This is a genomic window from Dyella telluris (assembly GCF_014297575.1).
Taxonomy (GTDB): domain Bacteria; phylum Pseudomonadota; class Gammaproteobacteria; order Xanthomonadales; family Rhodanobacteraceae; genus Dyella; species Dyella telluris.
The window spans coordinates 3,985,549-4,011,443 of record NZ_CP060412.1; the positions used below are offsets into that span (position 1 = coordinate 3,985,549).

General features: G+C 64.1%; 23 protein-coding genes and 1 tRNA gene. All 24 read left to right on the top strand.

What is annotated here, in order from left to right:
- The 24 genes from H8F01_RS17560 to pnp all read left to right on the top strand — a co-directional run bounded on the left by H8F01_RS17560 (position 1) and on the right by pnp (position 25,865).
- Positions 1–939 carry a PIG-L deacetylase family protein gene (locus tag H8F01_RS17560; protein ID WP_238481036.1) on the top strand — a complete coding sequence of 313 codons (939 nt, stop codon included), beginning with the start codon at positions 1–3 and terminating at the stop codon, positions 937–939.
- A 120-nt stretch (positions 940–1,059) separates the two neighbouring features.
- The gene (locus tag H8F01_RS17565) at positions 1,060–1,416 is read left to right on the top strand and encodes a PilZ domain-containing protein (RefSeq protein ID WP_187056334.1); all 357 of its coding nucleotides are present in this window, start codon (positions 1,060–1,062) and stop codon (positions 1,414–1,416) included.
- 283 nt (positions 1,417–1,699) lie between these two features.
- Positions 1,700–2,056, top strand: a complete 357-nt coding sequence (locus tag H8F01_RS17570; RefSeq protein ID WP_187056335.1) for an NADH-quinone oxidoreductase subunit A — start codon at positions 1,700–1,702, stop codon at positions 2,054–2,056.
- A complete protein-coding gene (locus tag H8F01_RS17575) occupies positions 2,047–2,604 on the top strand; it encodes a NuoB/complex I 20 kDa subunit family protein (protein WP_026034090.1) in 558 nt (185 codons plus the stop codon). The genes H8F01_RS17570 and H8F01_RS17575 overlap by 10 nt, the downstream gene beginning before the upstream one ends.
- Positions 2,605–2,622: 18 nt before the next feature.
- Positions 2,623–3,351, top strand: a complete 729-nt coding sequence (locus H8F01_RS17580; RefSeq protein ID WP_187056336.1) for an NADH-quinone oxidoreductase subunit C — start codon at positions 2,623–2,625, stop codon at positions 3,349–3,351.
- A gap of 2 nt (positions 3,352–3,353) precedes the next feature.
- Positions 3,354–4,607, top strand: coding sequence for an NADH-quinone oxidoreductase subunit D (locus tag H8F01_RS17585; RefSeq protein WP_187056337.1), 1,254 nt, complete (start codon positions 3,354–3,356; stop codon positions 4,605–4,607).
- Positions 4,608–4,625: 18 nt separating this feature from the next.
- Positions 4,626–5,153, top strand: coding sequence for an NADH-quinone oxidoreductase subunit NuoE (nuoE, locus tag H8F01_RS17590; protein ID WP_187056338.1), 528 nt, complete (start codon positions 4,626–4,628; stop codon positions 5,151–5,153).
- Between the two features lie 12 nt (positions 5,154–5,165).
- On the top strand, positions 5,166–6,476 hold the full coding sequence (nuoF, locus tag H8F01_RS17595; RefSeq protein ID WP_187056339.1) for an NADH-quinone oxidoreductase subunit NuoF: 1,311 nt from the start codon (positions 5,166–5,168) through the stop codon (positions 6,474–6,476).
- Positions 6,473–8,794, top strand: coding sequence for an NADH-quinone oxidoreductase subunit NuoG (nuoG, locus tag H8F01_RS17600; RefSeq protein ID WP_187056340.1), 2,322 nt, complete (start codon positions 6,473–6,475; stop codon positions 8,792–8,794). The genes nuoF and nuoG overlap by 4 nt, the downstream gene beginning before the upstream one ends.
- Before the next feature lie 4 nt (positions 8,795–8,798).
- The gene (gene nuoH, locus H8F01_RS17605; protein ID WP_187056341.1) at positions 8,799–9,827 is read left to right on the top strand and encodes an NADH-quinone oxidoreductase subunit NuoH; all 1,029 of its coding nucleotides are present in this window, start codon (positions 8,799–8,801) and stop codon (positions 9,825–9,827) included.
- 8 nt (positions 9,828–9,835) lie between these two features.
- Positions 9,836–10,327 carry an NADH-quinone oxidoreductase subunit NuoI gene (gene nuoI, locus H8F01_RS17610; RefSeq protein WP_046970163.1) on the top strand — a complete coding sequence of 164 codons (492 nt, stop codon included), beginning with the start codon at positions 9,836–9,838 and terminating at the stop codon, positions 10,325–10,327.
- Between the two features lie 13 nt (positions 10,328–10,340).
- A complete protein-coding gene (locus H8F01_RS17615) occupies positions 10,341–10,991 on the top strand; it encodes an NADH-quinone oxidoreductase subunit J (protein ID WP_187059356.1) in 651 nt (216 codons plus the stop codon).
- Positions 10,988–11,293 carry an NADH-quinone oxidoreductase subunit NuoK gene (gene nuoK / locus H8F01_RS17620; RefSeq protein WP_187056342.1) on the top strand — a complete coding sequence of 102 codons (306 nt, stop codon included), beginning with the start codon at positions 10,988–10,990 and terminating at the stop codon, positions 11,291–11,293. Before H8F01_RS17615 ends, nuoK begins: the two co-directional genes overlap by 4 nt.
- A gap of 4 nt (positions 11,294–11,297) precedes the next feature.
- Positions 11,298–13,373, top strand: a complete 2,076-nt coding sequence (gene nuoL, locus H8F01_RS17625) for an NADH-quinone oxidoreductase subunit L (RefSeq protein ID WP_187056343.1) — start codon at positions 11,298–11,300, stop codon at positions 13,371–13,373.
- A gap of 13 nt (positions 13,374–13,386) precedes the next feature.
- Positions 13,387–14,895 (top strand): NADH-quinone oxidoreductase subunit M, encoded by a 1,509-nt coding sequence (locus H8F01_RS17630; RefSeq protein ID WP_187056344.1) that lies wholly within the window; start codon positions 13,387–13,389, stop codon positions 14,893–14,895.
- Between the two features lie 12 nt (positions 14,896–14,907).
- Positions 14,908–16,347: an NADH-quinone oxidoreductase subunit NuoN gene (gene nuoN, locus H8F01_RS17635; RefSeq protein ID WP_187056345.1), complete on the top strand. Its 1,440-nt coding sequence runs from the start codon at positions 14,908–14,910 to the stop codon at positions 16,345–16,347.
- Between the two features lie 114 nt (positions 16,348–16,461).
- Positions 16,462–16,538 (top strand) — tRNA-Met (locus tag H8F01_RS17640).
- Positions 16,539–16,759: 221 nt separating this feature from the next.
- A complete protein-coding gene (locus tag H8F01_RS17645) occupies positions 16,760–17,278 on the top strand; it encodes a ribosome maturation factor RimP (RefSeq protein WP_187056346.1) in 519 nt (172 codons plus the stop codon).
- Positions 17,279–17,326: 48 nt separating this feature from the next.
- Positions 17,327–18,832 carry a transcription termination factor NusA gene (gene nusA, locus H8F01_RS17650; RefSeq protein ID WP_187056347.1) on the top strand — a complete coding sequence of 502 codons (1,506 nt, stop codon included), beginning with the start codon at positions 17,327–17,329 and terminating at the stop codon, positions 18,830–18,832.
- Positions 18,833–18,959: 127 nt separating this feature from the next.
- Positions 18,960–21,794: a translation initiation factor IF-2 gene (gene infB, locus H8F01_RS17655; protein WP_187056348.1), complete on the top strand. Its 2,835-nt coding sequence runs from the start codon at positions 18,960–18,962 to the stop codon at positions 21,792–21,794.
- Positions 21,795–21,926: 132 nt separating this feature from the next.
- The gene (rbfA, locus tag H8F01_RS17660; RefSeq protein ID WP_187056349.1) at positions 21,927–22,310 is read left to right on the top strand and encodes a 30S ribosome-binding factor RbfA; all 384 of its coding nucleotides are present in this window, start codon (positions 21,927–21,929) and stop codon (positions 22,308–22,310) included.
- Between the two features lie 63 nt (positions 22,311–22,373).
- Positions 22,374–23,315 carry a tRNA pseudouridine(55) synthase TruB gene (gene truB / locus H8F01_RS17665; RefSeq protein WP_187056350.1) on the top strand — a complete coding sequence of 314 codons (942 nt, stop codon included), beginning with the start codon at positions 22,374–22,376 and terminating at the stop codon, positions 23,313–23,315.
- 155 nt (positions 23,316–23,470) lie between these two features.
- Positions 23,471–23,740 (top strand): 30S ribosomal protein S15, encoded by a 270-nt coding sequence (rpsO, locus tag H8F01_RS17670; protein WP_187056351.1) that lies wholly within the window; start codon positions 23,471–23,473, stop codon positions 23,738–23,740.
- 19 nt (positions 23,741–23,759) lie between these two features.
- On the top strand, positions 23,760–25,865 hold the full coding sequence (gene pnp / locus H8F01_RS17675) for a polyribonucleotide nucleotidyltransferase (protein WP_187056352.1): 2,106 nt from the start codon (positions 23,760–23,762) through the stop codon (positions 25,863–25,865).
- Positions 25,866–25,895 lie beyond the last annotated feature (30 nt).

The window sequence follows — 25,895 nt, forward strand, 5'->3', positions numbered from 1 at the left end:
ATGGCGCTGACCCTGCACGCCGGGACACGCCTCCTGGTGGTGGCCCCGCACCCCGATGACGAATCCATTGCCACTGGCGAGCTGATCCAGCAGGTGCGCCAGGCCGGCGGCGAGGTGCAGATCCTTCTGTTGACCAATGGCGACAACAACCCCTGGCCGCAGCGCTGGGTGGAGCGTCGGCTCCGCATTGGTCCGGATGAGCGCCGTCGCTGGGGCGAGCGTCGCCGCAGCGAAGTGGCCCGCGCCCTGATCCAGCTGGGCGTGGACTCGCAGGCCCTGAGGCCACAGGGCTGGCCTGACATGGGTGTCACCGGTCGCCTGCGTGACGCGCTGGACGACAGCGTGGCGGTCATTCGCGAGCGGCTGGAGGATTTCCGGCCGACACTGGTGGCACTGCCCGCGCTGGGTGATCACCACCCCGACCACAGTGCCGCCCATGTCTTGACCCGGCTGGCCGTGGCCCGCTGGAACGGCGAGGCGCCGCGGATGCTCTCCTTCCTGGTGCATGGCCATGAAGTGACCGGAGCGGGCAGGGTGAAGCTGGACTCCTCGGTGGCCCTTCACGTGAACAAGATGGCGGCGTTGGCCTGCCATGGCAGCCAGATGGCCTTGAGTGGCAAGCGCATGCGGCGCATGGCGGACCGGGCCGAGCGCTACCACTGGACCCCGGATGCGGCCGGTGCGGTGGAGTCGGCGGTGCTGCCCTGGCAGCCCTCGCCGCTGCTGCAGGGCTGGATGCACCTGACCATGGTGGATGCGGGTGGCGTCCGCCACTGGCCCTGGCGCGATGCCCCGCTGGCGATGGACGGGCAGGGGCGTCATGTCCTGCACGGGCTGGATCCGGCCGTGCAAGGCCCGCGTTTCGTGAAGCTGCACATGAACGTGCCATCCCCCTGGATTTTCGATCGCTGGGGTTGGTGCGAGCTGGGCAACGCCTGACCGGAGCCTCCGCAGAGGCATCTTCCGTCACAGTCCGTCGACATCTCGCTTGTCGCTGGGTCGTGGCGGTCGTTACGATGCGCGGGAGGGGCGTCGCATCGGCGGCGTGCAGGAGCGTTCATGAATCCGGTCATTGCCGCCCGCCAGGGCATCATTTCGTTGAAGATCAAGGACGCGGCGTCGCTCTATAACGCCTATATGCCTTTTCTGAAGAGCGGAGGGCTGTTCGCGCCCACCGCCCAGAAGTACTCCCTGGGCGACGAGGTGGTGCTGCTGATCAACCTCACCGACGAAGGCGAGCGCCTGTCCGTGGCCGGCAAGGTGGTCTGGGTGACCCCCGTCGGTGCGCAGGGCAACCGCACGGCGGGCATCGGCGTGCAGTTCAACGAGTCCGTCGATGGCGAGGCCGCGCGCACACGCATCGAAAACATTCTCGCCGGTATGGCCGGTTCCGAGCGCCCCACGCACACCATGTGACCTAGACCTTGGTCGGGTGCGTGCGCCATCCGCGCCACAGGGCGCTCGCAAGCACTTGCAAATCGCCTTCCAATTACCGGTCAAGGCTTGTTGTTGTTAAGCGCGCTGATACAATGTCGCGATTCCCGACTCTGATCGTGGAAAGTCGGACGTTCGCAGCTGCGCAAGCACCGTGATCGTGGTGCACAACCTTTGGCCCTCGCGGGCCTTGCCGAATCCAGTTCCGGACCGTTTCCCCGACGGTCACTGATGCGCCAATGAAGGCGCGGAGGTACGTTTTACCGTGCTTGCCGAATACTGGCCCATTCTGCTGTTCATCGGCGTCGCCGCCGGCCTTGGCGTGGTCTTGCTGGTCATTGGCCTCCTGGCCGGCCCGCGTCGCCCTGAATCGGAGAAGCTCTCGCCCTACGAGTGCGGCTTCGAAGCCTTCGAAGACGCCCGCATGCGCTTCGACGTGCGGTACTACCTCCTGGCGATCCTGTTCATCATCTTCGATCTGGAAATCGCCTTCCTGTTCCCGTGGGCAGTGGTGTTCACCAAGATCGGCCTTATCGCCCTGATCGAAATGGCGTTGTTCCTGCTGCTTCTGGTCATTGGCTTTGCTTACGTGTGGAAGAAGGGAGCACTGGAATGGGAGTGATCTCGTCCCTTGACCGGGTGATGCACAACCCGCAGCCGTTGAACCTCGTGGACGACATCCTGCGTCCGGCTGAGGACAACCCCGTCATCCAGCGCGGTTTCGCTACGACCAGCGTTGACGCCCTGATGAACTGGGCGCGCACCGGTTCGATGTGGCCGATGACCTTTGGTCTGGCCTGCTGCGCCGTGGAAATGATGCATGCTGGCGCCGCGCGCCTGGACCTGGATCGCTACGGCGTGGTGTTCCGCCCGAGTCCGCGCCAGTCCGACGTGATGATCGTGGCCGGCACCCTGGTCAACAAGATGGCCCCGGCGCTGCGCAAGGTCTACGACCAGATGCCCGACCCCAAGTGGGTCATCTCGATGGGTAGCTGCGCCAACGGCGGTGGCTACTACCACTATTCGTACTCGGTGGTGCGCGGCTGCGACCGCATCGTGCCGGTGGACATCTACGTGCCGGGCTGCCCGCCGACGGCCGAAGCGCTGATCCACGGCATCCTGCAGTTGCAGAAGAAGATCCGCCGCACCAACACCATCGCGCGTTCCTGACAAAGGCGCAGTTGAGCCATGACTGATACACCGATCAACTCGCTGGCCGAGCGCCTCGCCGCGCGATTCGGCGACACGCTGAAGATCAGCGTCGTCCGCAACGAAGTCACCGCCGAAGTGGCCGCCGCCGACCTGCTCGCCGTGGCCACCGCGCTGCGCGACGAGGCACCGTTCCGTTTCGGCGTGCCCATCGACGTCTGCGGCATCGATTACATGAGCTACGGCCAGACCGAGTGGGATACCGAGACCGTTTCCGGTACCGGCTTCTCGCGCGGTGTCGAAGGCGAGGCCATGGGCCGCTTCACGTGGTCCGACCGCCCGCGTCCGGACACGCTGCCGAACCGCTTCGCTTCCATCGTTCACCTGCTGTCGCTGGAGAACAACCAGCGCGTGCGCCTGCGCGTGTTCTGCGAAGACGACACGCTGCCGGTGGTGCCGTCGCTGACGGGTATCTACCCGGGCGTGAACTGGTTCGAGCGCGAGTCGTTCGACCTGTACGGCATCGTCTATGAAGGCCACCCGGACCTGCGCCGCATCCTCACCGACTACGGTTTCGTCGGCCATCCGTTCCGCAAGGATTTCCCGCTGATCGGCAACGTCGAAGTGCGCTACGACCCCGAGCAGAAGCGAGTGGTGTACGAACCCGTGTCGATCGAACCGCGCGTGCTCGTGCCGCGCGTCATCCGTGACGACGCCGACCTGCTGCAGGCCAAGGCCGAGGCGGCCGACAACTGGCGGAATAACTGATCATGCAAGAGATCCGCAATTACACGATGAACTTCGGCCCGCAGCATCCTGCTGCGCACGGCGTGCTGCGCCTGGTGCTGGAGATGGACGGCGAAACCATCGTCCGCGCCGACCCGCACGTGGGCCTGCTTCACCGCGGCACCGAGAAGCTGGCCGAGTCCAAGCCGTTCAACCAGTCGATCGGCTACATGGATCGTCTCGACTACGTGTCGATGATGTGCAACGAGCACGCCTACGTGCGCGCCATCGAAACCCTCATGGGTATCGAGGTGCCGGAGCGTGCCCAGTACATCCGCACCATGTTCGACGAGATCACCCGCATCCTGAACCACCTCATGTGGATCGGTTCCAACGCGCTCGACCTGGGTGCGATGGCGGTGTTCCTGTACGCGTTCCGTGAGCGCGAGGAATTGATGGACGTCTATGAGGCGGTGTCGGGCGCGCGCATGCACGCGACCTACTACCGTCCGGGTGGCGTCTACCGCGACCTGCCGGACCACATGTCGCAGTACCGCGAGTCGCCCTGGCACAAGGGCAAGGACCTCAAGCGCCTCAACAGCTGGCGCGAAGGCTCCATGCTCGACTACCTGGAAGCGTTCACCAACGACTTCCCGACCAAGGTGGACGAGTACGAGGAACTGCTCACCAACAACCGCATCTGGAAGCAGCGTACCGTCGGCATCGGCGTCATTCCGCCGGAAAAGGCCCAGGCCTGGGGCATGACGGGCGTGATGCTGCGCGGCTCGGGCATTGCCTGGGATCTGCGCAAGAAGCAGCCGTACGCCAAGTACGCCGAGGTGGATTTCGACATCCCGGTGGGCGTGGGCGGCGACTGCTACGACCGTTACCTGGTCCGCGTGGAAGAGATGCGCCAGTCCAACCGCATCATCCAGCAGTGCGTGAAGTGGCTGAAGGCCAACCCGGGCCCGGTCATCGTGCAGAACTACAAGGTCGCTCCGCCTCATCGTGAAAACATGAAGGAGGACATGGAAGCGCTGATCCACCACTTCAAGCTCTTTACCGAGGGCTATGGCGTACCGGCCGGCGAAACCTACGCCGCCGTGGAAGCGCCGAAGGGCGAGTTCGGTTGCTACCTGGTCTCCGACGGTGCGAACAAGCCGTTCCGCGTGCACCTGCGTGCCCCGGGTTTTGCCCATCTTTCGTCGATGGACGCCATCGTGCGTGGCCACATGCTGGCCGACGTGGTGGCGATGATCGGTACCTATGACCTCGTGTTCGGCGAAGTCGATCGCTGAGCCCGGAGGAAAGCACACATGAAAGCCACCGGAAATTACGAGCAGGTCAAGAACGTCGACCCGCTCGTCGTACTCACTGAACACACTCGTCATCACATCGAAGAGTGGGTTGCCCGTTTTCCTGCCGACCGCAAGCGTTCGGCGCTGATCCAGTCGCTGTTCGCCGCGCAGGAACAGAACCAGGGCTTCCTCACCGACGAGTTGATCACGGCCGTTGCCAAGTACCTCGACCTGCCTGCCGTGTGGGCCTACGAGGTTGCCAGCTTCTACTCGATGCTCGAGACCAAGCCGGTCGGCCGCAACAACGTCGCCATCTGCACCAACATCTCCTGCTGGCTCAACGGCGCGGAAGACCTGGTGAAACATTGCGAGCAGAAACTGGGCATCAAGCTCGGTGAAAGCACCGCCGATGGCCGCGTGTACCTCAAGCGCGAAGAAGAATGCATCGCCGCCTGCGCCAGCGCGCCGGCGATGACCGTCAATGGTCACTACCACGAGCGTCTGTCGATCCAGAAGATCGACGAGATTCTCGACGGTCTCAAGTAAGGGCAGGGCGACATGGCTTACGGACCCGCACCCAAAGAACATCAGGTTGTCTACACCACGCTGCATTTCGACAAGCCGTGGGCGATGGACAGCTACCTCCAGGTCGGTGGTTATGAAGCGTGGAAGAAGATCCTCGCCGAGAAGCCCGATCCGAACACGCTGATCGAAGAGATCAAGAAGTCGAACCTGCGCGGCCGTGGCGGCGCGGGCTTCCCGACCGGCCTGAAGTGGTCCTTCATGCCCAAGGGCGACATGCAGAAGTACATCCTCTGCAACTCCGACGAGTCGGAGCCGGGCACCTGCAAGGACCGCGACATCCTGCGCTTCAACCCGCATGCGGTGATCGAAGGCATGGCCATTGCGTGCTACTGCACGGGCTCGACCGTTGCCTACAACTACCTGCGTGGCGAGTTCCATCACGAGCCGTTCGAGCACTTCGAAGAGGCACTGAAGGAAGCGTATGCCGCCGGCCTGCTGGGCAAGAACATCCAGGGCACCGGCCTGAACGTGGACATCTATGGTGCCCTCGGCGCCGGCGCTTACATCTGCGGCGAAGAAACCGCGCTGATGGAATCGCTGGAAGGCAAGAAGGGCCAGCCGCGCTTCAAGCCGCCGTTCCCGGCCAATTTCGGCCTGTACGGCAAGCCCAGCACCATCAACAACACCGAAACCTACGCCTCGGTGCCGGCCATCCTGCGCAAGGGTGCCGACTGGTTCCTGGCGCAGAGCAAGACCAAGAACGGTGGCCCGAAGATCTTCTCGGTCTCCGGTTGCGTGCAGAAGGGCGGCAACTTCGAAGTGCCGCTGGGCACCACCTTCGACGAGCTGCTGGAAATGGCCGGTGGCCTGCGTCCGGGCCGCACGCTGAAGGGTGCCGTGCCGGGTGGCGTGTCCATGCCGGTGCTGCGTGCCGAACAGCTCAAGGGCCTGCCGTTCGACTACGACACCCTGCGTGATCTCAAGACGGGCCTCGGCTCGGGCGCCATCGTGGTGCTCGACGACACCGTCTGCACGGTCCGCTTCACCCGCCGCATCTCGCAGTTCTTCCACAAGGAAAGCTGCGGCCAGTGCACCCCGTGCCGCGAAGGCACCGGCTGGATGCACCGCGTGCTGGATCGCATCGTGGAAGGCAAAGGCACGATGGACGACCTGCACCGCCTCAAGGCCATTGCCGGCCAGATCGAAGGCCACACCATCTGCGCGTTCGGCGAAGCCGCCGCGTGGCCGGTGCAGGGCTTCCTGCGCCAGTTCTGGGATGAATTTGAGTACTACATCGTCAATGGTCGCTCCATTGTCGACGACAAGCTTGGAGCCGCCGCATGAGTGCGCAGCCCACTACGCCAAATCTTGACCTGATCAACATCGAGGTCGATGGCAAGCCCACGCAGATCCGCAAGGGCGCCATGATCATCGAGGCGGCCGATGCCATCGGCATCAACATCCCGCGCTTCTGCTACCACCGCAAGCTTCCCATCGCCGCCAACTGCCGCATGTGCCTGGTGGAAGTGGAAATGGGCGGCAAGCCCATGCCGAAGCCGCAGCCGGCCTGCGCCACGCCGGTGGCCGAAGGCATGAAGGTGAAGACCCGCACCGACGTCGCCCTGAAGTATCAGAAGGACGTCATGGAGTTCCTGCTGATCAACCACCCGCTGGATTGCCCGATCTGCGATCAGGGCGGCGAGTGCGAACTGCAGGACGTGGCGCTGGGCTACGGCCGCAGCGTGTCGCGCTACACCGAGCGCAAGCGCACCATTGCGGACGAGAACCTCGGCCCGCTGGTCGCCACCGAGATGACGCGCTGCATCCAGTGCACGCGCTGCGTGCGCTTCACCAGCGAAATCGCCGGCACCTACGAGCTTGGCGGCATGAGCCGTGGTGACAACCTGCAGATCGGCACCTACATCGGCAAGACGATCGAGACGGAGCTTTCGGGCAACATCATCGACGTCTGCCCGGTGGGCGCGCTCACCAACAAGCCGTTCCAGTTCCAGGCCCGCGCCTGGGAGCTGGTGGCCAAGCCGTCCGTGGCTTACCACGATGCGCTGGGCTCCAACCTGTGGCTGCACACGCGCCGCGGCGAAGTGCTGCGCACGGTGCCGCGCGACAACGAATCGATCAACGAGTGCTGGCTGTCCGATCGCGATCGCTACAGCCACCAGGGCCTGTACGCGGCTGACCGCGTCAGCGCCCCGCAGGTCAAGCGCAACGGCCAGTGGATTTCCACCACGTGGGAAGACGCACTGGGCGCCGCCGCCGAAGCACTGAAGACCGTGCCGGGCAGCGACCTGGGCGTGCTGGTGCATCCGGCCACGACCAGCGAAGAAGGCGACGTGCTGGTTCGCCTGGCCCGTGGCCTGGGCAGCGCCCACGTCGATCACCGCGTGCGCCAGCTCGACTTCGCCGACAACGCGATTGCCAAGCCGTTTGGCAAGCCGGTGGCCGAGCTCGACAAGTTGAAGGCGGCGCTGCTGGTCGGTTCCGACCTGCGCCATGAACTGCCGCTGGTCAATCACCGCATCCACCAGGCGGTGAAGAAGGGCGCCAAGGTTTACGCCGTGAACCCGGCGAGCTTCGACTTCAACTACAAGCTGGCCGGCGAAGCCATCGTGGCGCCGCAGGCGTTGGTCGATGCGCTGCTCGCGCTGGCCAAGGCCGCTGTCGAGGCAGGTGCTGCGGCACCGGCCGCGCTGGCCGATGCCATCAACGGTGCCGCCTCCGACCAGGGTGACAAGGACGCCATCGCTCAGCTGAAGAGCGGCAGTGCCGTGGTCATCCTTGGCGAAGCTGCTGTCACGCATCCGCAGGCCTCGTGGCTGCGTGCCGTGGCGCAGTTCATCGCGCAGGCCACCGGTGCGGGCTACAACGAACTGCCGGTCGGTGCCAACGCCGTGGGCCTGGGCCGTGTCGGCGTGCTGCCGGGCAATGGCGGCCTCGATGCGCAGGCCATGCTGGCCCAGCCGCGCAAGGCTTACGTGCTGTACGGCGTGGAGCCGCAGGACGTGGCCGATGGTGCCGCCTTCCTGAAGGCGCTCAAGGGCGCACAGAAGGTGGTCGCGTTCTCCGCCTACGCCAGCGATGCGCTGCGCGAAGCGGCCGACGTGATCCTGCCGATCGGCCTGCTGCCGGAAATCGACGGCACGCTGGTGAACGTCGATGGCCTGTCGCAGAGCGTCGCCGCCGGTGCCAAGGCACCGGGCGAGGCTCGTCCGGGCTGGAAGGTGCTGCGTGCACTCGGCGGCGTTCTCAATATGGCCGGTTTCGAGTTCGACGACCTGGCCGGCCTGCGTGAAGGCATCAGCGAGCGTGCGCACACCGCGCGTGCCGAGCTGGCGTCGCGCCCGGCCACCGGTGGCGTCAGCCGCCTGGCTACCTGGCCGATCTACCGCACCGATGCCGTGCTCCGTCGCGCCACCGCGCTCAGCAAGCACCCGCTCAACCGTGCGCCGGCCGTCCGCGTCAATGCGGATGAAGCCAAGCGACTGGGCCTGGGCGAGGGCGATGCCGTGCGCGTTGCCGATGCGGTGCTGCCCCTGGTGATCGACGTGACCGTGCCCGATGGCGCGGCGTGGATCGAAGCTGCACACGACGACACTGTCACGCTGCCCCCGTACGGCGCAGCCCTCACCCTGAGCAAGGCGTAAGCACATGGTCGATCAGCTTATCAATCAGCTCGGCCTGCCGATCATCTACATCCTGTGCATCGTCCTGCCGCTGGTGATCACGGTGGCGCTGTACGTGTGGTGGGAGCGCAAGGTTCTCGGCTGGATGCACGTCCGCATGGGACCCAACAAGGTCGGTCCCTTCGGTCTGCTGCAGGCCTTCGCCGACGTCACCAAGCTGTTGCTGAAGGAAGTGATCCTTCCGACCAGCGCGAACAAGGTGCTGTACTACCTCGCACCGCTGATCGCACTGGTCCCGGCGCTGGCCGCCTGGGCAGTGATTCCGTTCAACGACAAGCTGGTGCTGGCCAACGTCAATGCTGGCCTGCTGTACCTGCTGGCGATGACCTCGCTGGGCGTGTACGGCATCATCCTCGCCGGCTGGGCCTCCAACTCGCGTTACGCGCTGCTGGGTGCCATGCGTTCGGCCGCCCAGGTGATCTCGTACGAGCTGGCCATGGGCCTGTGCCTGGTGTGCGTGCTGGTGCTGGCCGGTTCGCTGAACCTCACCGACATCGTGCATGCCCAGGCCGGTACGAAGGGCATCTTCGAGTGGTTCATGTGGCCGCTGCTGCCGGTCTTCGTCATCTACTTCATCTCGGGCGTGGCCGAAACCAACCGTGCGCCGTTCGACGTGGCGGAAGGTGAATCGGAAATCGTCGCGGGTTTCCACGTGGAATACTCCGGCTCGGCCTTCGCGCTGTTCTTCCTGGCCGAATACGCCAACATGATCCTGGTCAGCTTCCTGGCCTCGATCCTGTTCATGGGCGGCTGGCTGTCGCCGTTCCCGGCCTCGTGGGGCTTCCTGGGGCACGACAGCATCCTGTGGCTGTTCGTCAAGGTGTTCGTGTTCGCGTTCCTCTTCCTGTGGTTCCGCGCCAGCTTCCCGCGCTACCGCTATGACCAGATCATGCGTCTGGGCTGGAAGGTATTCATTCCCATCACCATCGTCTGGGTCCTCGTCGCCGGCTGCATGAAGTACTTCGGCTGGGTCACCGTCGGCACGGGAGGCTGAAGAAAACCATGTCCCGCGTAACTCACTATTTCAAAAGCCTGCTGCTCATCGAGCTGTTCAAGGGCCTGGGCCTGACCATGCGTTACATGTTCAGCCCCAAGTACACGATGCGCTACCCGATGGAGCACATCCCCAAGTCCAACCGTTTCCGTGGCCTGCATGCCCTGCGTCGCTACGCCAACGGCGAAGAGCGTTGCATCGCGTGCAAGCTGTGCGAGGCGGTGTGCCCGGCACTGGCCATCACCATCGACTCGGCTCCGCGTGAAAGCGACGGCCAGCGCCGCACGACGCGCTACGACATCGACCTGTTCAAGTGCATCTTCTGCGGTTTCTGCGAAGAGAGCTGCCCGGTGGACTCGATCGTCGAAACGCACATCCACGAGTACCACTTCGAGCAGCGTGGCGAGAACGTGGTGACCAAGCCGCAGCTGCTCGCCATCGGCGATCGCTTCGAGCAGGACATCGCAGCCGCCCGCGCTCAAGACGCCGCGTATCGTTGAGGACACTACCGTGATTGATTCGTCTGTGTTCCAACTCGTTTGTTTCTACGCCTTCGCCGCGGTCACTGTGATCGCCGCGCTGGGCGTGATCACCCTGCGCAACTCGGTGCATGCCGTGCTGTCGCTGGTGCTCACCTTCTTCAGCACGGCCTGCATCTGGCTGCTGGCCGAAGCGGAGTTCCTCGCCATCGCGCTCATCGTGGTCTACGTCGGTGCAGTGATGGTGCTGTTCCTGTTCGTGGTGATGATGCTGGACATCAAGCAGGAGCAGGTGAGGGAAGGCTTCATCAAGTACCTGCCGGTGGGCATCATCGTGGCCCTGGTCATGCTGGCCGAAATGCTTGCCCTGATTGGCGTAAATGCCATGCACACGCAGGTGCTGGGTGCCGATCCGGCCGCGGCCGCCGGCATGTCCAACACCGCCTGGCTGGGTAGCGCGCTTTATACGCAGTTCCTGTTGCCGTTCGAGATCGCTGCGCTGATCCTGACGGTGGGCGTGGTGGCTGCCGTGGTGCTGACCGTGCGTCATCGCACCGGCGTGCGCCATCAGCAGGCGTCCCAGCAGGTCGCCGTCAATGCACGTGACCGCATCCGCGTGGTGAAGATGGCGGCTGAAGTCCCCGTCGCACCGCAGCCGGCAGAAGGCAAGGAGAACACCCCATGATCACGCTTTCGCACTTCATCGTGCTCGGCGCGGTGCTGTTCTGCATCGCCCTGGCCAGTCTCTTCATCAACCGCAAGAACGTCATCGTGTTGCTGATGTCGATCGAGCTGATGCTGCTGGCGGTGAACATCAACTTCGTCGCGTTCTCGCGTTTCAATACCGACGTGGCGGGGCAGGTGTTCGTGTTCTTCATCCTCACCGTGGCTGCGGCGGAAACCGCCATCGGCCTGGCGATCCTGGTTCTGCTGTTCCGTAACCGCAGCACCATCAACGTCGCCGAAATCGACAGCATGAAGGGCTGACCCGATGGAATTGTCCACCTCCATTCTGCTGACCATCGCCCTCGCACCGCTTGTCGGGTGCGTGCTGGCGGGCTTTCTTGGTCGCTTCATCGGCCGTGCCGGCGCCCACACCGCGACCATTCTTGGCGTGGCGATTGCCTGCGGCCTCTCGTTCTACGTGCTCTACCAGATCACCGCGGGCGGTGCGCCGGTCTATAACCAGAACATCTACACCTGGTTCGACATCGGCAACTACAGCGCCCACGTCGGCTTCATGATCGATCGCCTGACCGCCATGATGATGGTGGTGGTGACCTTCGTGTCGCTGCTGGTGCACATCTACACCATCGGCTACATGGCCGAAGACCCGGGCTACCAGCGCTTCTTCAGCTACATCTCGCTGTTCACCTTCTCGATGTTGATGCTCGTGATGAGCAACAACTTCATGCAGCTGTTCTTCGGCTGGGAAGCAGTGGGCCTGGTGTCGTACCTGCTGATCGGCTTCTGGTACAAGCGCCCGACTGCGATCTTCGCCAACCTCAAGGCGTTCCTGGTCAACCGCGTGGGTGACTTTGGCTTCCTGCTGGGCATCGCGGGCGTGCTGTATTTCCTGAACACGCTGGACTACGCCACGGCCTTCGCCGCGGCGCCGACCCTGGTGGGCAAGACGCTGCAGATCACGCAGAGCACCCATTGGGACGCTGCCACGGTCATCTGCATCCTGCTGTTCATCGGCGCGATGGGCAAGTCTGCCCAGGTGCCGTTGCACGTGTGGCTGCCGGACTCGATGGAAGGCCCCACCCCGATCTCGGCACTGATCCACGCCGCGACGATGGTGACCGCCGGCATCTTCATGGTCGCCCGCATGTCGCCGTTCTTCGAGCTGTCGGAGACCGCGCTCAGCTTCGTGATGATCATTGGTGCCACCGGCGCCCTGTTCACCGGCCTGATCGGCATCGTGCAGAACGACATCAAGCGCGTCGTCGCGTACTCCACGCTGTCGCAGCTGGGCTACATGACGGTGGCGCTGGGCGTGTCGGCCTACGCCGGTGCGGTGTTCCACCTGATGACCCACGCCTTCTTCAAGGCGCTGCTGTTCCTGGGCGCAGGCTCGGTGATCATCGCCATGCACCATGAGCAGGACATGCGCTACATGGGCGGCCTGCGCAAGTACATGCCGATCACCTGGATCACCATGTGGATCGGTTCGCTGGCCTTGTGCGGCGTGCCGTTCTTCGCGGGCTTCTACTCGAAGGACGCGATCATCGAGGCGGTGGGCGAGTCGCACCGCGCCGGTGCCAGCTACGCGTACTTCTGCGTGATGGCCGGCGCCTTCGTGACCGCGCTGTACACCTTCCGCCAGATGTACCTGACCTTCCACGGCAAGGAGCGTTTCGTGGTGGAGCACGGTCATGGTCATGGCCATGGTCATGACGATCACGCTCATGCATCGCACGACGCGCATCACGACGATTCGCATGCGGATGATCACGGCCACCATGAGCCGGGCGTCCTCGAGCATGCACCGAAGGAGTCGCCGTGGGTGGTGACGCTGCCGCTGATCCTGCTGGCCATCCCGTCGATCATCGTCGGTGCGCTGGCGGTCAAGCCGATGCTGTTCGGTGAGTGGTTCGGTTCGGCCATCCACGTGAACGAAGCGAACAACGTGCTCGGCGAACTGGGCAAGGAGTTCCACGACTGGTTCTCGGCCGGCCTGCATGGCTTCACCCAGTTGCCGTTCTTCCTGGTGCTGGCTGCCTTTGCCATCCAGACCTACATCTACCTGTTCAACCCGGCCGTGGCTGATCGCATCAAGAGTGCGCTCAAGCCGATCTACACCGTGCTCGACAACAAGTACTGGTTCGACACCGTGTACTTCGCCGTGTTTGCCCGTGGCGGCATGGCGCTGGGTCGTGCCCTGTGGAAGGGTGGCGACGCCGCTGTCATCGACGGTGTGCTGATCGACGGTTCGGCGAGTCTGGTGGACCGCATCGCGGGTGGCGTGCGTCGCCTGCAGTCCGGTTATCTCTATCACTACGCTTTCGCGATGATCCTCGGCCTGATCCTGCTGCTCGGCGGGTATTGGCTGGTCGGGCAATAAGGGAACCTGCTCCATGTTCAATCATTTGCTCAGCCTGCTGATCTGGCTTCCCGTTCTGGGTGCCATCCCGGTGCTGCTCGCCGGCTCAGCCCGTCCCAATGCAGCGCGCTGGATCGCGCTGCTGGTGGCCATCCTCACCTTCGTGGTCAGCCTTTGCGTACTGCCGCAGTTCAACGCGGCCGACAGCGCCAAGCAGCTCGCGGAGAACCACGTGTGGATCGCCTCGCTCGGCGTCCACTACAGCCTTGCCGTCGACGGCATCTCCGTCGCCCTGATCCTGCTGACCACCTTCGTGGGCATCCTGGTGATCATCGGCGCCTGGGAGGTCATCCAGACCAACCCGCACCAGTACATGGCCGCCATGCTGGTGCTCGAGGGCCTGATGATCGGCGTGTTCTGCGCCACCGACGCGTTGCTGTTCTACGTGTTCTTCGAAGCCATGCTGATCCCGATGTTCATCCTCATCGGTGTCTGGGGTGGTCCGCGTCGCGTCTACGCCACGCTGAAGTTCTTCATCTACACGTTCTTCGGCTCCATCTTCATGCTTGTGGGCCTGATCTATCTGTACCTGAAGGCGGGTTCGTTCGACCTGGCCACGCTGGCCGCGCTGCCGCTGACCATGCAGGAGCAGTCCTGGCTGTTCTTCGCCTTCCTCATCGCCTTCGCGGTGAAGGTGCCGATGGTGCCGGTGCATACCTGGCTGCCGGACGCGCACGTGGAAGCGCCTACCGGTGGTTCGGTGGTGCTGGCCGCGGTGATGCTGAAGATCGGTGGCTATGGTTTCCTGCGCTTCTCGCTGCCGATCGTGCCGGATGCTTCCGAACACTTTGCCTGGCTGGTCATCGGCCTGAGCCTGGTGGCGGTGGTCTACATCGGCTACATCGCGCTGGTGCAGGAAGACATGAAGAAGCTGGTGGCGTACTCGTCCGTCGCTCACATGGGCTTCGTCACGCTGGGTATCTTCATCGCCTTCATGCTGGTGCGCGGCGCCAACAACCTGGATGCAGCCAAGCTGGGCATGCAGGGTGCGATGGTGCAGATGATCTCGCACGGCTTCGTGTCGGGCGCGATGTTCTCGTGCATCGGCGTGCTGTATGACCGCATGCACACCCGCCAGATCAAGGATTACGGCGGCGTCATCAACGTGATGCCGTGGTTCGGCTTCTTCTACGTGCTGTTCGCCATGGCCAACAGCGGCCTGCCGGGTACCAGCGGTTTCGTGGGCGAGTTCCAGGTGATCCTGGCCAGCTTCCAGGCCAATCCGTGGATCGCCTTCTTCGCCGCTTTCACCCTGATCATCGGCGCGGCCTACACGCTGTACATGGTCAAGCGCGTGCTGTGGGGTGACATCACCAACCCGCACGTGGCCGAGATGAAGGACATCAATGGCCGTGAATGGTTTGTTCTCGGCGCCTTCGCCATTGCCGTGCTGGCCCTGGGCATCTGGCCGCAGCCGCTGATCCATCTGATGGATTCGTCGGTCTCGCAGCTCGTGACCCAGCTTGCCAACCACAAGATCTAAGCAGGACCGATCATGCCGAATCTCAATGACATTCTGATCCTGTTGCCGGAGTTCTATCTGGTGGCGGCGGCGTGCTTGCTGCTGCTGCTGGATGCCTTCATGAAGCCCGAGCAGCGTCCGATGCTGCACTGGCTGTCCATCGGCGTGCTGCTGGTGGCCATTTACCTGGTCATCACCGGCCAGCCGAGCCAACCGGTTTCCGCCTTCGGTGGCATGTTCATCCGTGATGGCGTGGCCGAGATCCTCAAGGTCTTCGCGCTGCTGAGCACGGTGCTGGTGTTCGTCTACGCCAAGCCGTACCTGATGGACCGCAAGCTGTTCGTCGGCGAGTTCTACACGCTGACCATCTTCGCGGTGATCGGCATCATGCTGCTGGTGTCGGCCGGCAACCTGATCATGGTCTACCTGGGCCTGGAACTGCTGACGCTGTCGTCGTACGCGCTGGTCGCACTGAACCGTGATTCGCGCCTGTCGTCCGAAGCGGCCATCAAGTACTTCGTGCTGGGTGCACTGGCCTCGGGCATGCTGCTGTACGGCATGTCGATGGTCTACGGTGCCACCAAGACGCTCGACCTGTCGCACCTGCACATGGCAGCCACGCAGACGGCCATGCCGCACCTGCTGGTGTTCGGCCTGATCTTCATGATCGTGGGTATCGGCTTCAAGCTGGGTGCCGCACCGTTCCACATGTGGATCCCGGACGTGTACCAGGGTTCGCCGACGGCGGTGACCATCTTCATCGGTTCCGCTCCGAAGCTGGCTGCCTTCGGCATGGCCTACCGCCTGCTGGGCACCGGCCTGGGCGACCTGGCCAACCACTGGCAGCTGATGCTGGCCTGCCTGGCCGTGCTGTCGCTGGCCATCGGCAACATCGTTGCCCTGGTGCAGAGCAACCTGAAGCGCTTGCTGGCCTATTCGACCATCTCACACATGGGTTACCTGCTGGTCGGCCTGGTCAATGCGGGTCCCGAGGGTTATGCCGCTGGCCTGTTCTACGCCATCAGCTACGCGCTGACCGGCGCCGCCGCCTTCGGCGTGATCCTGGCCCTGGCCCGCGCCGGTTTCGAGTGCGAAGAGATCGACGACCTCAAGGGCCTGAACCAGCGTTCGCCCTGGGCTGCCTTCCTGATGATGCTGGTGATGTTCTCGCTGGCTGGCGTGCCGCCGCTGTTCGGCTTCTTCGGCAAGCTGCTGGTGTTCCAGGCCGCCATCCACGCCGGTTTCATGTGGCTGGCCATCGTCGGTGCCGTGTTCGCCATCATCGGCCTCTACTACTACCTGCGCGTCGTCAAGGTGATGTACTTCGACAAGCCGGTGGAGGGCGCCGAAGTGCACCTGCAGAAGGACATGTCGGTTCGCCTGGTGCTGTCCCTGAATGTGCTGGCGCTGCTGGTGCTCGGCATTGTGTGGGGCCCGCTGTTCGGCTGGTGCCAGAGCGTGTTCGTCGGTTGAAAAACAATGTGACGGACCCATGTCCGTCACGTTGGCTTGTCGGGTTATGTGAAATTATTTTTGCGAAAAGGCTTGCAAGAAATCGGCCATCTCGCTAATATTTCCGGACTCTGATGCGGGGTGGAGCAGTCTGGCAGCTCGTCGGGCTCATAACCCGAAGGTCGTAGGTTCGAATCCTACCCCCGCTACCAGATCTTTCTTAGAACAAGAAAGCCTCCTCGTGAGGCTTTTTTGTTGGGCGCAAGGAAGCGTCGCACGTATGTCACAGGCCGCTTTAATGCTGCTCGTACGGTGCCCCGGAAGATTCTGGATGGGTCGGGACATCGGCGAGAACGCTCTTGCAAAAGAGCAGGGAATGGGCCGCTTGAGCCCATTTTTTGTTTCTGGCGACTGGTAACGGTAGGCAAACTCAATGGATACGCAGGTACTGGCTCAACGCTTCACGGAAGTTCTGGCCGATCTCGGGCTGGAATGCATCGGCGTGGAGTTCTCCCCGTCGCAGGGGCAGAGTACCCTGCGCGTCTACATCGACGCCGAAGGGCGCGAAGTCACGGTGGATGATTGCGAGGCAGGCAGCCGCGAGCTGTCGGCGATGCTGGATGTGGAAGATCCGATTCCGGGCCACTACGTGCTGGAAGTGTCTTCCCCGGGCATTGATCGCCCGCTGTTCACCGCGGCGCAGTTCGCCAAGGTGGCCGGGAAGGAAGTGAAGATTCTGCTGAAGGTGCCGCTGGAAGGCCGGCGTCGTCTTCGCGGCAAGGTTACGGCGGTGGAAGGCGAACGTATTTCGCTGGAAGCCGAAGGCAAGACCTTCGAGTTCGACCATGACGCAGTGGAAAGCGCGCGCGTGGTGCCGGACTGGGTGGCGCTCGGTTATGCGCCCCAGCCCAAGCCCGGCAAAGGTCCGGCCAAGAAGTCGTCAAAGAACTAAACCATTCGAAACCGATCGGACGCCAGTGGTGTCTACGGAGTTGCTGCAATGAGCAAAGAACTTTTGCTGGTGGTTGACGCGGTTGCCAATGAAAAGGGCGTGCCGCGGGAAGTGATTTTCCAGGCGATGGAAGCGGCGCTCGCGTCCGCTGCCAAGAAGCGCTACCCGGATGAAGATCCGGACATCCGCGTGGTCATCGACCGCCACACCGGCGACTACGAAACCTTCCGTCGTTGGGAAATCATCGCCGACGACGGTGAGATGGAGTCGCCGTTCCACCAGATCCGCCTGATGGACGCCGTCGACGAGCGCGAAGGCGCCGAGATCGGCGAGTACATCGAAAACCAGATCGAGAACGCCGAATTCGGCCGTATCGCCGCACAGGCCGCCAAGCAGGTGATCGTGCAGCGCGTGCGCGAAGCCGAGCGCATGCAGGTGGTGGACGCCTTCCGTGAGCGCGTGGGCGAGCTGGTCACCGGCATCGTCAAGCGCGTCGAGCGCGGCAACGTCTACCTCGACCTGGGCAGCAATGCCGAGGCCTTCATCCCGCGCGACAAGACCATTCCTCGCGAATCGGCCCGCGTCGGCGATCGCGTCCGCGGCTACCTCTACGAGGTGCGCTCGGAAGCTCGTGGCCCGCAGCTGTTCGTGTCGCGCGCCGCGCCGGAATTCATGATCGAGCTGTTCAAGCTCGAAGTGCCGGAAGTCGGTCAGGGCCTGGTCGAGATCAAGGGCTGCGCCCGCGATCCGGGTGACCGCGCCAAGATCGCCGTGGTGGCCCACGATTCGCGCACCGATCCCATCGGTGCCTGCATCGGCATGCGCGGTTCGCGCGTGCAGGCCGTGTCCAACGAGCTCAACGGCGAGCGCGTGGACATCATCCTGTGGCATGAAAACCAGGCCCAGTACGTCATCAATGCGATGGCGCCGGCGGAAGTGCAGTCCATCATCATGGACGAAGAAAAGCACTCCATGGACATCGCCGTGGCCGAGGACAAGCTGTCCCAGGCCATCGGTCGCGGTGGCCAGAACGTGCGCCTCGCCAGCAAGCTCACCGGCTGGCAGCTCAACGTGATGACGCAGGACCAGGTCGCCGCTAAGAGCGAGGCCGAACAGGAAGCCGCTCGCCAGCTGTTCATGGACAAGCTGGAAGTGGACCAGGAGATTGCCAGCATCCTCGTGCAGGAAGGCTTCTCCAGCGTCGAAGAAATCGCCTATGTGCCCAGCGCCGAGCTGCTGGCGGTGGAAGGTTTCGACGAAGACATCGTCGAAGAGCTCCGCGCCCGCGCCCGCGACGCGCTGCTCACCGAGGCACTGGCAGTGGAAGAGAGCATCGACGAGCACCAGCCGTCGGAAGAGCTTCTGCACCTGCCGGGCATGGACGAGGCAACGGCATTCGTGCTGGCCTCGCGTGAAGTGGTTTCGCTGGACGATCTGGCCGACCTCGCGGTTGACGACCTGATCGACATCGAAGGTATGGACGAAGAGCGTGCCGCTGCGCTGATCATGGCTGCGCGAGCACCGATGATCGCGCGCCTGGAGAAGGGCGGCTAACCGCGGGCGGACGCGCCCTGGATGGGCGCGCCGAGGAAGGCCGGAAGGCCTTCCACCACGGATGGTGGTGGCCGTGCAGGCAAGGCCGCACGGACGATAAGCGCGGGAACGGCGGAGAAAGAACACGATGTCCGGTGAAACGATCAAACAACTTGCCCAGAGCATGAAGGTGCCCGTCGACAGGCTGCTTACGCAGCTGAGTCAGGCTGGCATGTCCTTCTCGGACCCTGAGCAGATCATCAGCAGCACGGAAAAGATGAAGCTGCTTGGCTTCCTGCGGCGCAGCCACGGCAAGGACGCACCTGCCGAAGGCGAAAGCGCGTCCCCGCGCCAGATCACGCTCAAGCGCAGCACGCGCGGCGAGCTGAAGCTGTCCACGCCAGGCGGCCGCGGTGCGACGGGTGGGGCCAAGACGGTCAACGTCGAAGTCCGCACCAAGCGCACCTACGTCAAGCGCAGCGTCATCGCCGAAGAGGCGGGTAGCGACGTCGAGCGCGAAGAGGCCGTGCGCAAGCTGCAGGAATCGCAGGCCCAGCGCGATCACGAAGAGATCGAGCGCGCCGAAGCCGACCTCCGCCGCCAGGAAGAAGCGCAGCGGGCGGAAGAAGCCCAGCGCCAGCGCGAAGCGGAAGAAGAACAGCGTCGCCAGCAGGCTGAGGCTGAGGCCGCTGCGCGCGCCAAGGAGCAGGAAGAGCGCCAGGCCGCCGTCGAGGCCGCCGCTGCCGCTCGCGCGGAACCCGCGCTGGCGCCCGCTCCGGCCCCGGCTCCGGTTGCCGCCCAGCCGGTCGAAAAGGCCGCACCGGCCGAACCGGCTGCCGTGCAGAGGATCGACCACAGCTCCCTCGGCATGATCGTGCCGACCATCCATGAGCCGCGTCGCCGCGAAAAGAAGGTGGTGGTCACGCCGGCTCCGGCACCCGCACCCGCGCCGGCGCCCGCACAGGCCGCTGCAGCCGGTGCTGCCGCAGCCCCTGCCAGTGGCAACAAGACGCGCTATGCCCGCGAAAAGGACGAAGGTCCCGGCGGCAAGCGTTTCGCGGCTGGCGAACTGCATCTGAGCGATGCCGATCGCGCGCGCCGTTCCAGCAACAACAAGCGCGGTGGCAAGCCGGGCCGTGGCGGCTCTGGCCGCGACATGGGCCGCTCCAACTCGCAGGGCTCCAGTGGTCCGCATGGCTTCACCCGTCCGACCGCTGCGGTCGTGCGCGAAGTGATGGTGGGCGACAACAACGTAGTGGCCGATCTCGCCAACAAGATGGCGGTGAAGGGTTCGGAAGTGGTCAAGGCCCTCTTCAAGATGGGCGTGATGGCCACCATCAACCAGACCATCGACCACGACACTGCCGTGCTGGTGATCGAGGAACTCGGTCACAAGGCCGTGGCCGTGAGCGAGAACAACGCCGAAGCCGCGCTGGCTGCCCACACGCAGAACGCGGAGCTGGAGGGCGAGAAGAAGCCGCGTCCGCCGGTGGTCACCATCATGGGCCACGTCGACCACGGCAAGACCTCCACGCTCGACTACATCCGCCGCACCAAGGTTGCCTCGGGCGAAGCGGGTGGCATTACGCAGCACATCGGTGCCTACCACGTGGAAACGCCCAAGGGCGTCATCACGTTCCTCGACACCCCGGGCCACGCGGCGTTCACGTCCATGCGTGCCCGCGGCGCCCAGTCGACGGACATCGTGGTGCTGGTGGTGGCCGCTGACGACGGTGTCATGCCGCAGACGGCGGAAGCCGTGCAGCATGCGCGCGCCGCCAAGGTGCCGCTCATCGTGGCACTCAACAAGATGGACAAGTCCGACGCCAATCCGGACCACGTCAAGCAGGGCCTCGGCAACCTGGAAGTGATTCCGGAAGAGTGGGGTGGTGACACGCCGTTCGTGCCGATCTCGGCCAAGACCGGCATGGGCATCGACGACCTGCTGGACGCGATCCTGGTGCAGGCCGAAGTGATGGAGCTGACCGCCGTTGAAGACGGTCCGGCTTCGGGTGTGGTCATCGAATCCAGTCTGGACCGCGGTCGCGGCCCGGTGGCGACGGTGCTGGTGCAGCAGGGCACGCTCAAGCGCGGCGACTTCGTCGTCTGCGGTATCGAGTACGGCCGCATGCGTGCGCTGATCGACGAGAACGGCAAGACCGTGCAGGAAGCCGGTCCGTCCATTCCGGTGCAGGTGCTGGGTCTGTCCGGTGTGCCGGAGTCGGGCGACGACTTCGTGGTGGTGGCTGATGAGCGCCTTGCGCGTGAAGTGGCCGCCGAGCGTCAGCTCAAGCGTCGTGAAACGCGCATGGTCAGCAAGGCGAACCGCCTTGAGGACATCATGGCCCAGATGGGTCAGGGTGCCGAGCAGCAGACGCTCAACATCCTGGTCAAGGCCGACGTGCAGGGTTCGGTGCAGGCGCTGCGCGAGTCGCTCAGCCAGATCGGCAACGAAAACGTGAAGGTCAACGTGATCGCGGCCGGCGTCGGCGGCATCACCGAGTCCGACGCCACCCTGGCTGCCGCCTCCAAGGCGCTGGTCATCGGCTTCAACGTCCGTGCGGATGCCTCGGCACGCAAGGTGATCGATACGTCGGGCCTCGACGTCCGTTACTTCTCGATCATTTACGACGTGATCGATCAGGTGAAGCAGGCCGCTTCGGGTCTGCTGGGCAAGGAAGTGCGCGAAGAGATCATCGGCATCGCCCAGGTACGCGAGGTCTTCCGCAGCTCCAAGTTCGGCGCAGTGGCCGGTTGTATGGTCACCGAAGGTACGGTCAAGCGCAGCAAGCCGATCCGCGTGCTCCGCGACAACACCGTGGTCTTCCAGGGCGAACTGGAATCGCTGCGTCGCTTCAAGGAGCTGGTCGACGAAGTGCGCAACGGCATGGAATGCGGTATCGCCGTGAAGCAGTACAACGACGTCAAGGTCGGCGACCAGATCGAGTGCTTCGAGCGTATCGAGGTTGCCCGCACGCTGTAATGGTGGATGGCCCGTGCATCGGGCCATCACCCCAGCGGTGGTTTTATCGGCGGGCGGTGTGGAGATCCACATCGCTCGCTTCGTTTTTCGGGACCCGCCATGTGGGCGTGTCCGTGCCGGAAGGAGTGCGTCATGCCCTCACGCGATTTCAAACGTACCGACCGCGTCGGCGCTGAACTGCGCCGCGAAATTGGCCTGCTGGTGCATGCCGCCGTGCGCGACCACGGCCTGCCGTCGGTCAGCGTGTCCGACGTGGAAGTAACCCGCGACCTGGACTGGGCTACGGTCTGGGTGACCGCCCTGCAGCCGGAGCGTTCCGTCGAGGCCATGAAGGCGCTCAAGGAGCTGGCGGTGGAATTCCGCCGTGAGCTGTCGCGCAGCATGCGCCTGCGCCGCGTGCCGGAACTGCGCTTCAAGTATGACGACTCGGTCGACAAGGGCGAGCGCATCGAAACGCTGCTCCGCCAGGACAGCGAGCGCAACCCGGCGCCGTCCAGGGACGAGTCCGAGGACTGAGTGCGTGTTCATCGTTGACTTGGCCCGTGTTGCCTCGGCGGGGCTGCGGGCCGGCATGACCCCATGAGCAAGAAGAAAAGCCGCATTCGTTTTCGCGACCTGCACGGCATCGTGCTGCTGGACAAGCCCCTGGGGGTGAGTTCCAACGAGGCGCTGCAGATCGTCCGCAAGGGCATCTTCCGCGCGGAGAAGGGCGGCCACACCGGCGCGCTCGACCCGCTGGCCACCGGCCTGCTGCCGTTGTGCTTTGGCGAGGCCACCAAGCTGGCTGGCATGCTGCTGGGGTCGCGCAAGGCCTATCTGGCCGAGTGCAAGCTGGGCGCCACCACCAGCACGGCCGACCTTGAGGGTGACGTCGTGCAGGAGCGGCCGGTTCCGGCGCTTTCCGAGGAAGCCCTCGAAGCCGCCCTGGCCCGGTTGCGTGGACGGATCACCCAGGTACCCCCGGTCTATTCGGCGATCAAGGTCGATGGGGAGCCGCTTTACGTGAAGGCCCGGCGCGGCGAAGCCGTGGACGTGCCCTCGCGCGAGGTGGAGGTCCATCGGCTGGACCTGGTCTCCCGCACCGAGGACAGCCTCACCCTGTACGTGGAGTGCGGTTCGGGCACCTACGTGCGCAGCCTGGCCGTGGACCTCGGCGAAGACCTTGGCTGCGGCGCCCACCTGACGGCCCTGCGTCGCCTGTGGGTGGACCCGTTCAGGGAGCCGGCCATGGTCACGGTGGAACAGCTCAAGGCGGCGGCAGAGCAGGGCGACGATGCCTTGCTGGCGCTGTTGCTGCCGGTGTCGGCCGGATTGGCGGGCTTGCCCGAGCTGCGGCTGGACGCCGAGCGCGCCGCAGCCGTCTCACAGGGGCAGCAGATTGCGATCGATCCTTCGCTGGCCGGACCGCTGGCAGTGCTGGCCGAGGATGGCCGCTTGCTGATCCTGGGGAATGCGGTCGAAGGAAAGCTGCACATCGCGCGGGGCTTCAATCTCCCGGCGGTGGGCGGCGAGGGTCGTTGAGCGCCGACCTTTTATGACGGTCTTGTTGTCATAGGGCTCCGGTCGCTACAATACGGAGCTTGTTTCAGTAATTTCATTCATCTAGGCGAAGCTTGCGCAACGTCATCGCGTGACGTTGCGCAAGCTTCGCACCCGTTTTTTTAGGAAGAGATCACATGTCCCTTACCGCAGAACAGACCGGCAAGATCATCGCTGACTTCGGCCGCGTGCCGAACGACACGGGTTCGCCGGAAGTGCAGGTCGCCCTGCTGTCGGCCCGCATCGACCACCTCACCGATCACTTCAAGGCTCACAAGCAGGATCACCATTCCCGCCGCGGCCTGCTGAAGCTGGTCAACCAGCGCAAGCGCCTGCTTGCCTACCTCAAGGATCGTGACCTGGCTCGTTACCAGAGCCTCATCGAGCGCCTCGGCCTCCGTCGCTAATCCCTAAAGGAACAATAAAGTGGCGAAAGTAACCAAGTCATTCCAGTTCGGTAATCACGAAGTCACACTGGAGACGGGCGAAATCGCCCGCCAGGCTTCCGGTGCCGTCATGGTCAGCATGGGCGGCACCGTCGTGCTGGTCACCGTGGTGGCCAATGCCAAGGCGAAGGAAGGTCAGGACTTCTTCCCGCTCACGGTGGACTACGTCGAGAAGTTCTACTCGGCCGGTCGCATCCCGGGTGGCTTCTTCAAGCGCGAAGGCCGCCCGACCGAGAAGGAGACGCTCACCTCGCGTCTGATCGATCGCCCGGTGCGCCCGCTGTTCCCGGAAGAGTTCAAGAACGAAGTGCAGGTCATCGCACAGGTCGTGTCGCTGAACCCGGAAATCGACGGTGACATCCCGGCCATGCTGGGCGCCTCCGCTGCGCTGAGCCTCGCCGGCATCCCGTTCAAGGGTCCGATCGGCGCCGCCCGCGTCGGTTACGCCAATGGCAAGTACCTGCTGAACCCGACCGCCACCGAGCTGAAGACCTCGGACCTGGACCTGGTCGTCGCCGGTACCTCCAACGCCGTGCTGATGGTGGAGTCCGAAGCCAAGCTGCTGTCGGAAGAGGTCATGCTGGGCGCCGTGGTGTTCGGTCACCAGCAGATGCAGGTGGCCATCCGCGCCATCGCCGAGCTGGCCACCGAGGCGGCTCGCCCGTCCATGGCATGGCAGGCTCCGGCCCGCAACGAAGCGCTCATCGCCGCCCTCACGGGTGCCGTCGGCAACCAGCTGGACACCGCCTTCCAGGTGCGTGACAAGCTGCAGCGCCGCGATGCCATCTCGGCCATCAAGAGCGACGTGCTCGCCTCGCTGGCTGCCGATGTGGAAGCCAAGGGCTGGGACAAGGCCGAGCTGTCGAAGGAATTCGCCGAGCTCGAATACCGCACCATGCGCGACGGCGTCCTCAAGACGAAGATCCGCATCGACGGTCGCAATCTGGATGACGTCCGCCCGATCACCATCCGCGTCGGCGTGCTGCCGCGCACCCATGGTTCGGCGCTGTTCACCCGTGGCGAAACCCAGGCGCTGGTCGTGACCACGCTGGGCACCACCCGTGACGCCCAGATCATCGACGCGCCGGAAGGCGAATCGAAGGATCCGTTCCTGTTCCATTACAACTTCCCGCCGTTCTCGGTGGGTGAAGCCGGTCGCTTCGGCGCGCCGAAGCGTCGCGAAATCGGCCACGGCCGTCTCGCCAAGCGCGGCGTGCAGGCTGTGAAGCCGAGCATCGAAGAGTTCCCGTACGTGGTTCGCGTGGTTTCGGAAATCACCGAGTCCAACGGTTCCTCGTCGATGGCTTCGGTGTGCGGTTCCTCGCTCGCCATGATGGACGCCGGCGTGCCGCTGAAGGCTCCGGTGGCCGGTATCGCCATGGGCCTGGTGAAGGAAGGCAACGACTTCGTCGTGCTGTCCGACATCCTGGGTGACGAAGATCACCTCGGCGACATGGACTTCAAGGTGGCCGGTAGCGCCGATGGCATCTCCGCGCTGCAGATGGACATCAAGATCGACGGCATCACCGAAGAGATCATGAAGGTGGCGCTGGAACAGGCCAAGCGTGGTCGTCTGCACATCCTCGGCGAAATGGCCAAGGTGATCAGCACCGCCCGCACCGAGATGAGCGAGTTCGCCCCGCGCCTGCTCACCATCAAGATCCACCCGGACAAGATCCGCGAAGTCATCGGCAAGGGCGGCGCCACCATCCGCTCGATCACCGAAGAGACCGGCACCACGATCGACATCAGCGACGACGGCACCGTCATCATCGCTTCGGTCAATCGTGAGGCTGCCAATGCCGCCAAGGCGCGCATCGAGCAGATCGTCTCCGACGTCGAGCCGGGCCGCATCTACGAAGGCAAGGTTGCCAAGCTGATGGACTTCGGCGCGTTCGTGACCATCATGCCGGGCAAGGACGGCCTGGTGCACGTCTCGCAGATTTCCAGCGAGCGCGTGGAGAAGGTCTCCGACAAGCTGAAGGAAGGCGACATCGTCAAGGTCAAGGTGCTGGAAGTGGACAAGCAGGGCCGTATCCGCCTGTCCATGAAGGCCGTGACCGAGGACGAAGGCGCAGGCGCCTGAGTCGTCACCGTCAAGGTGTCATGACAGAAG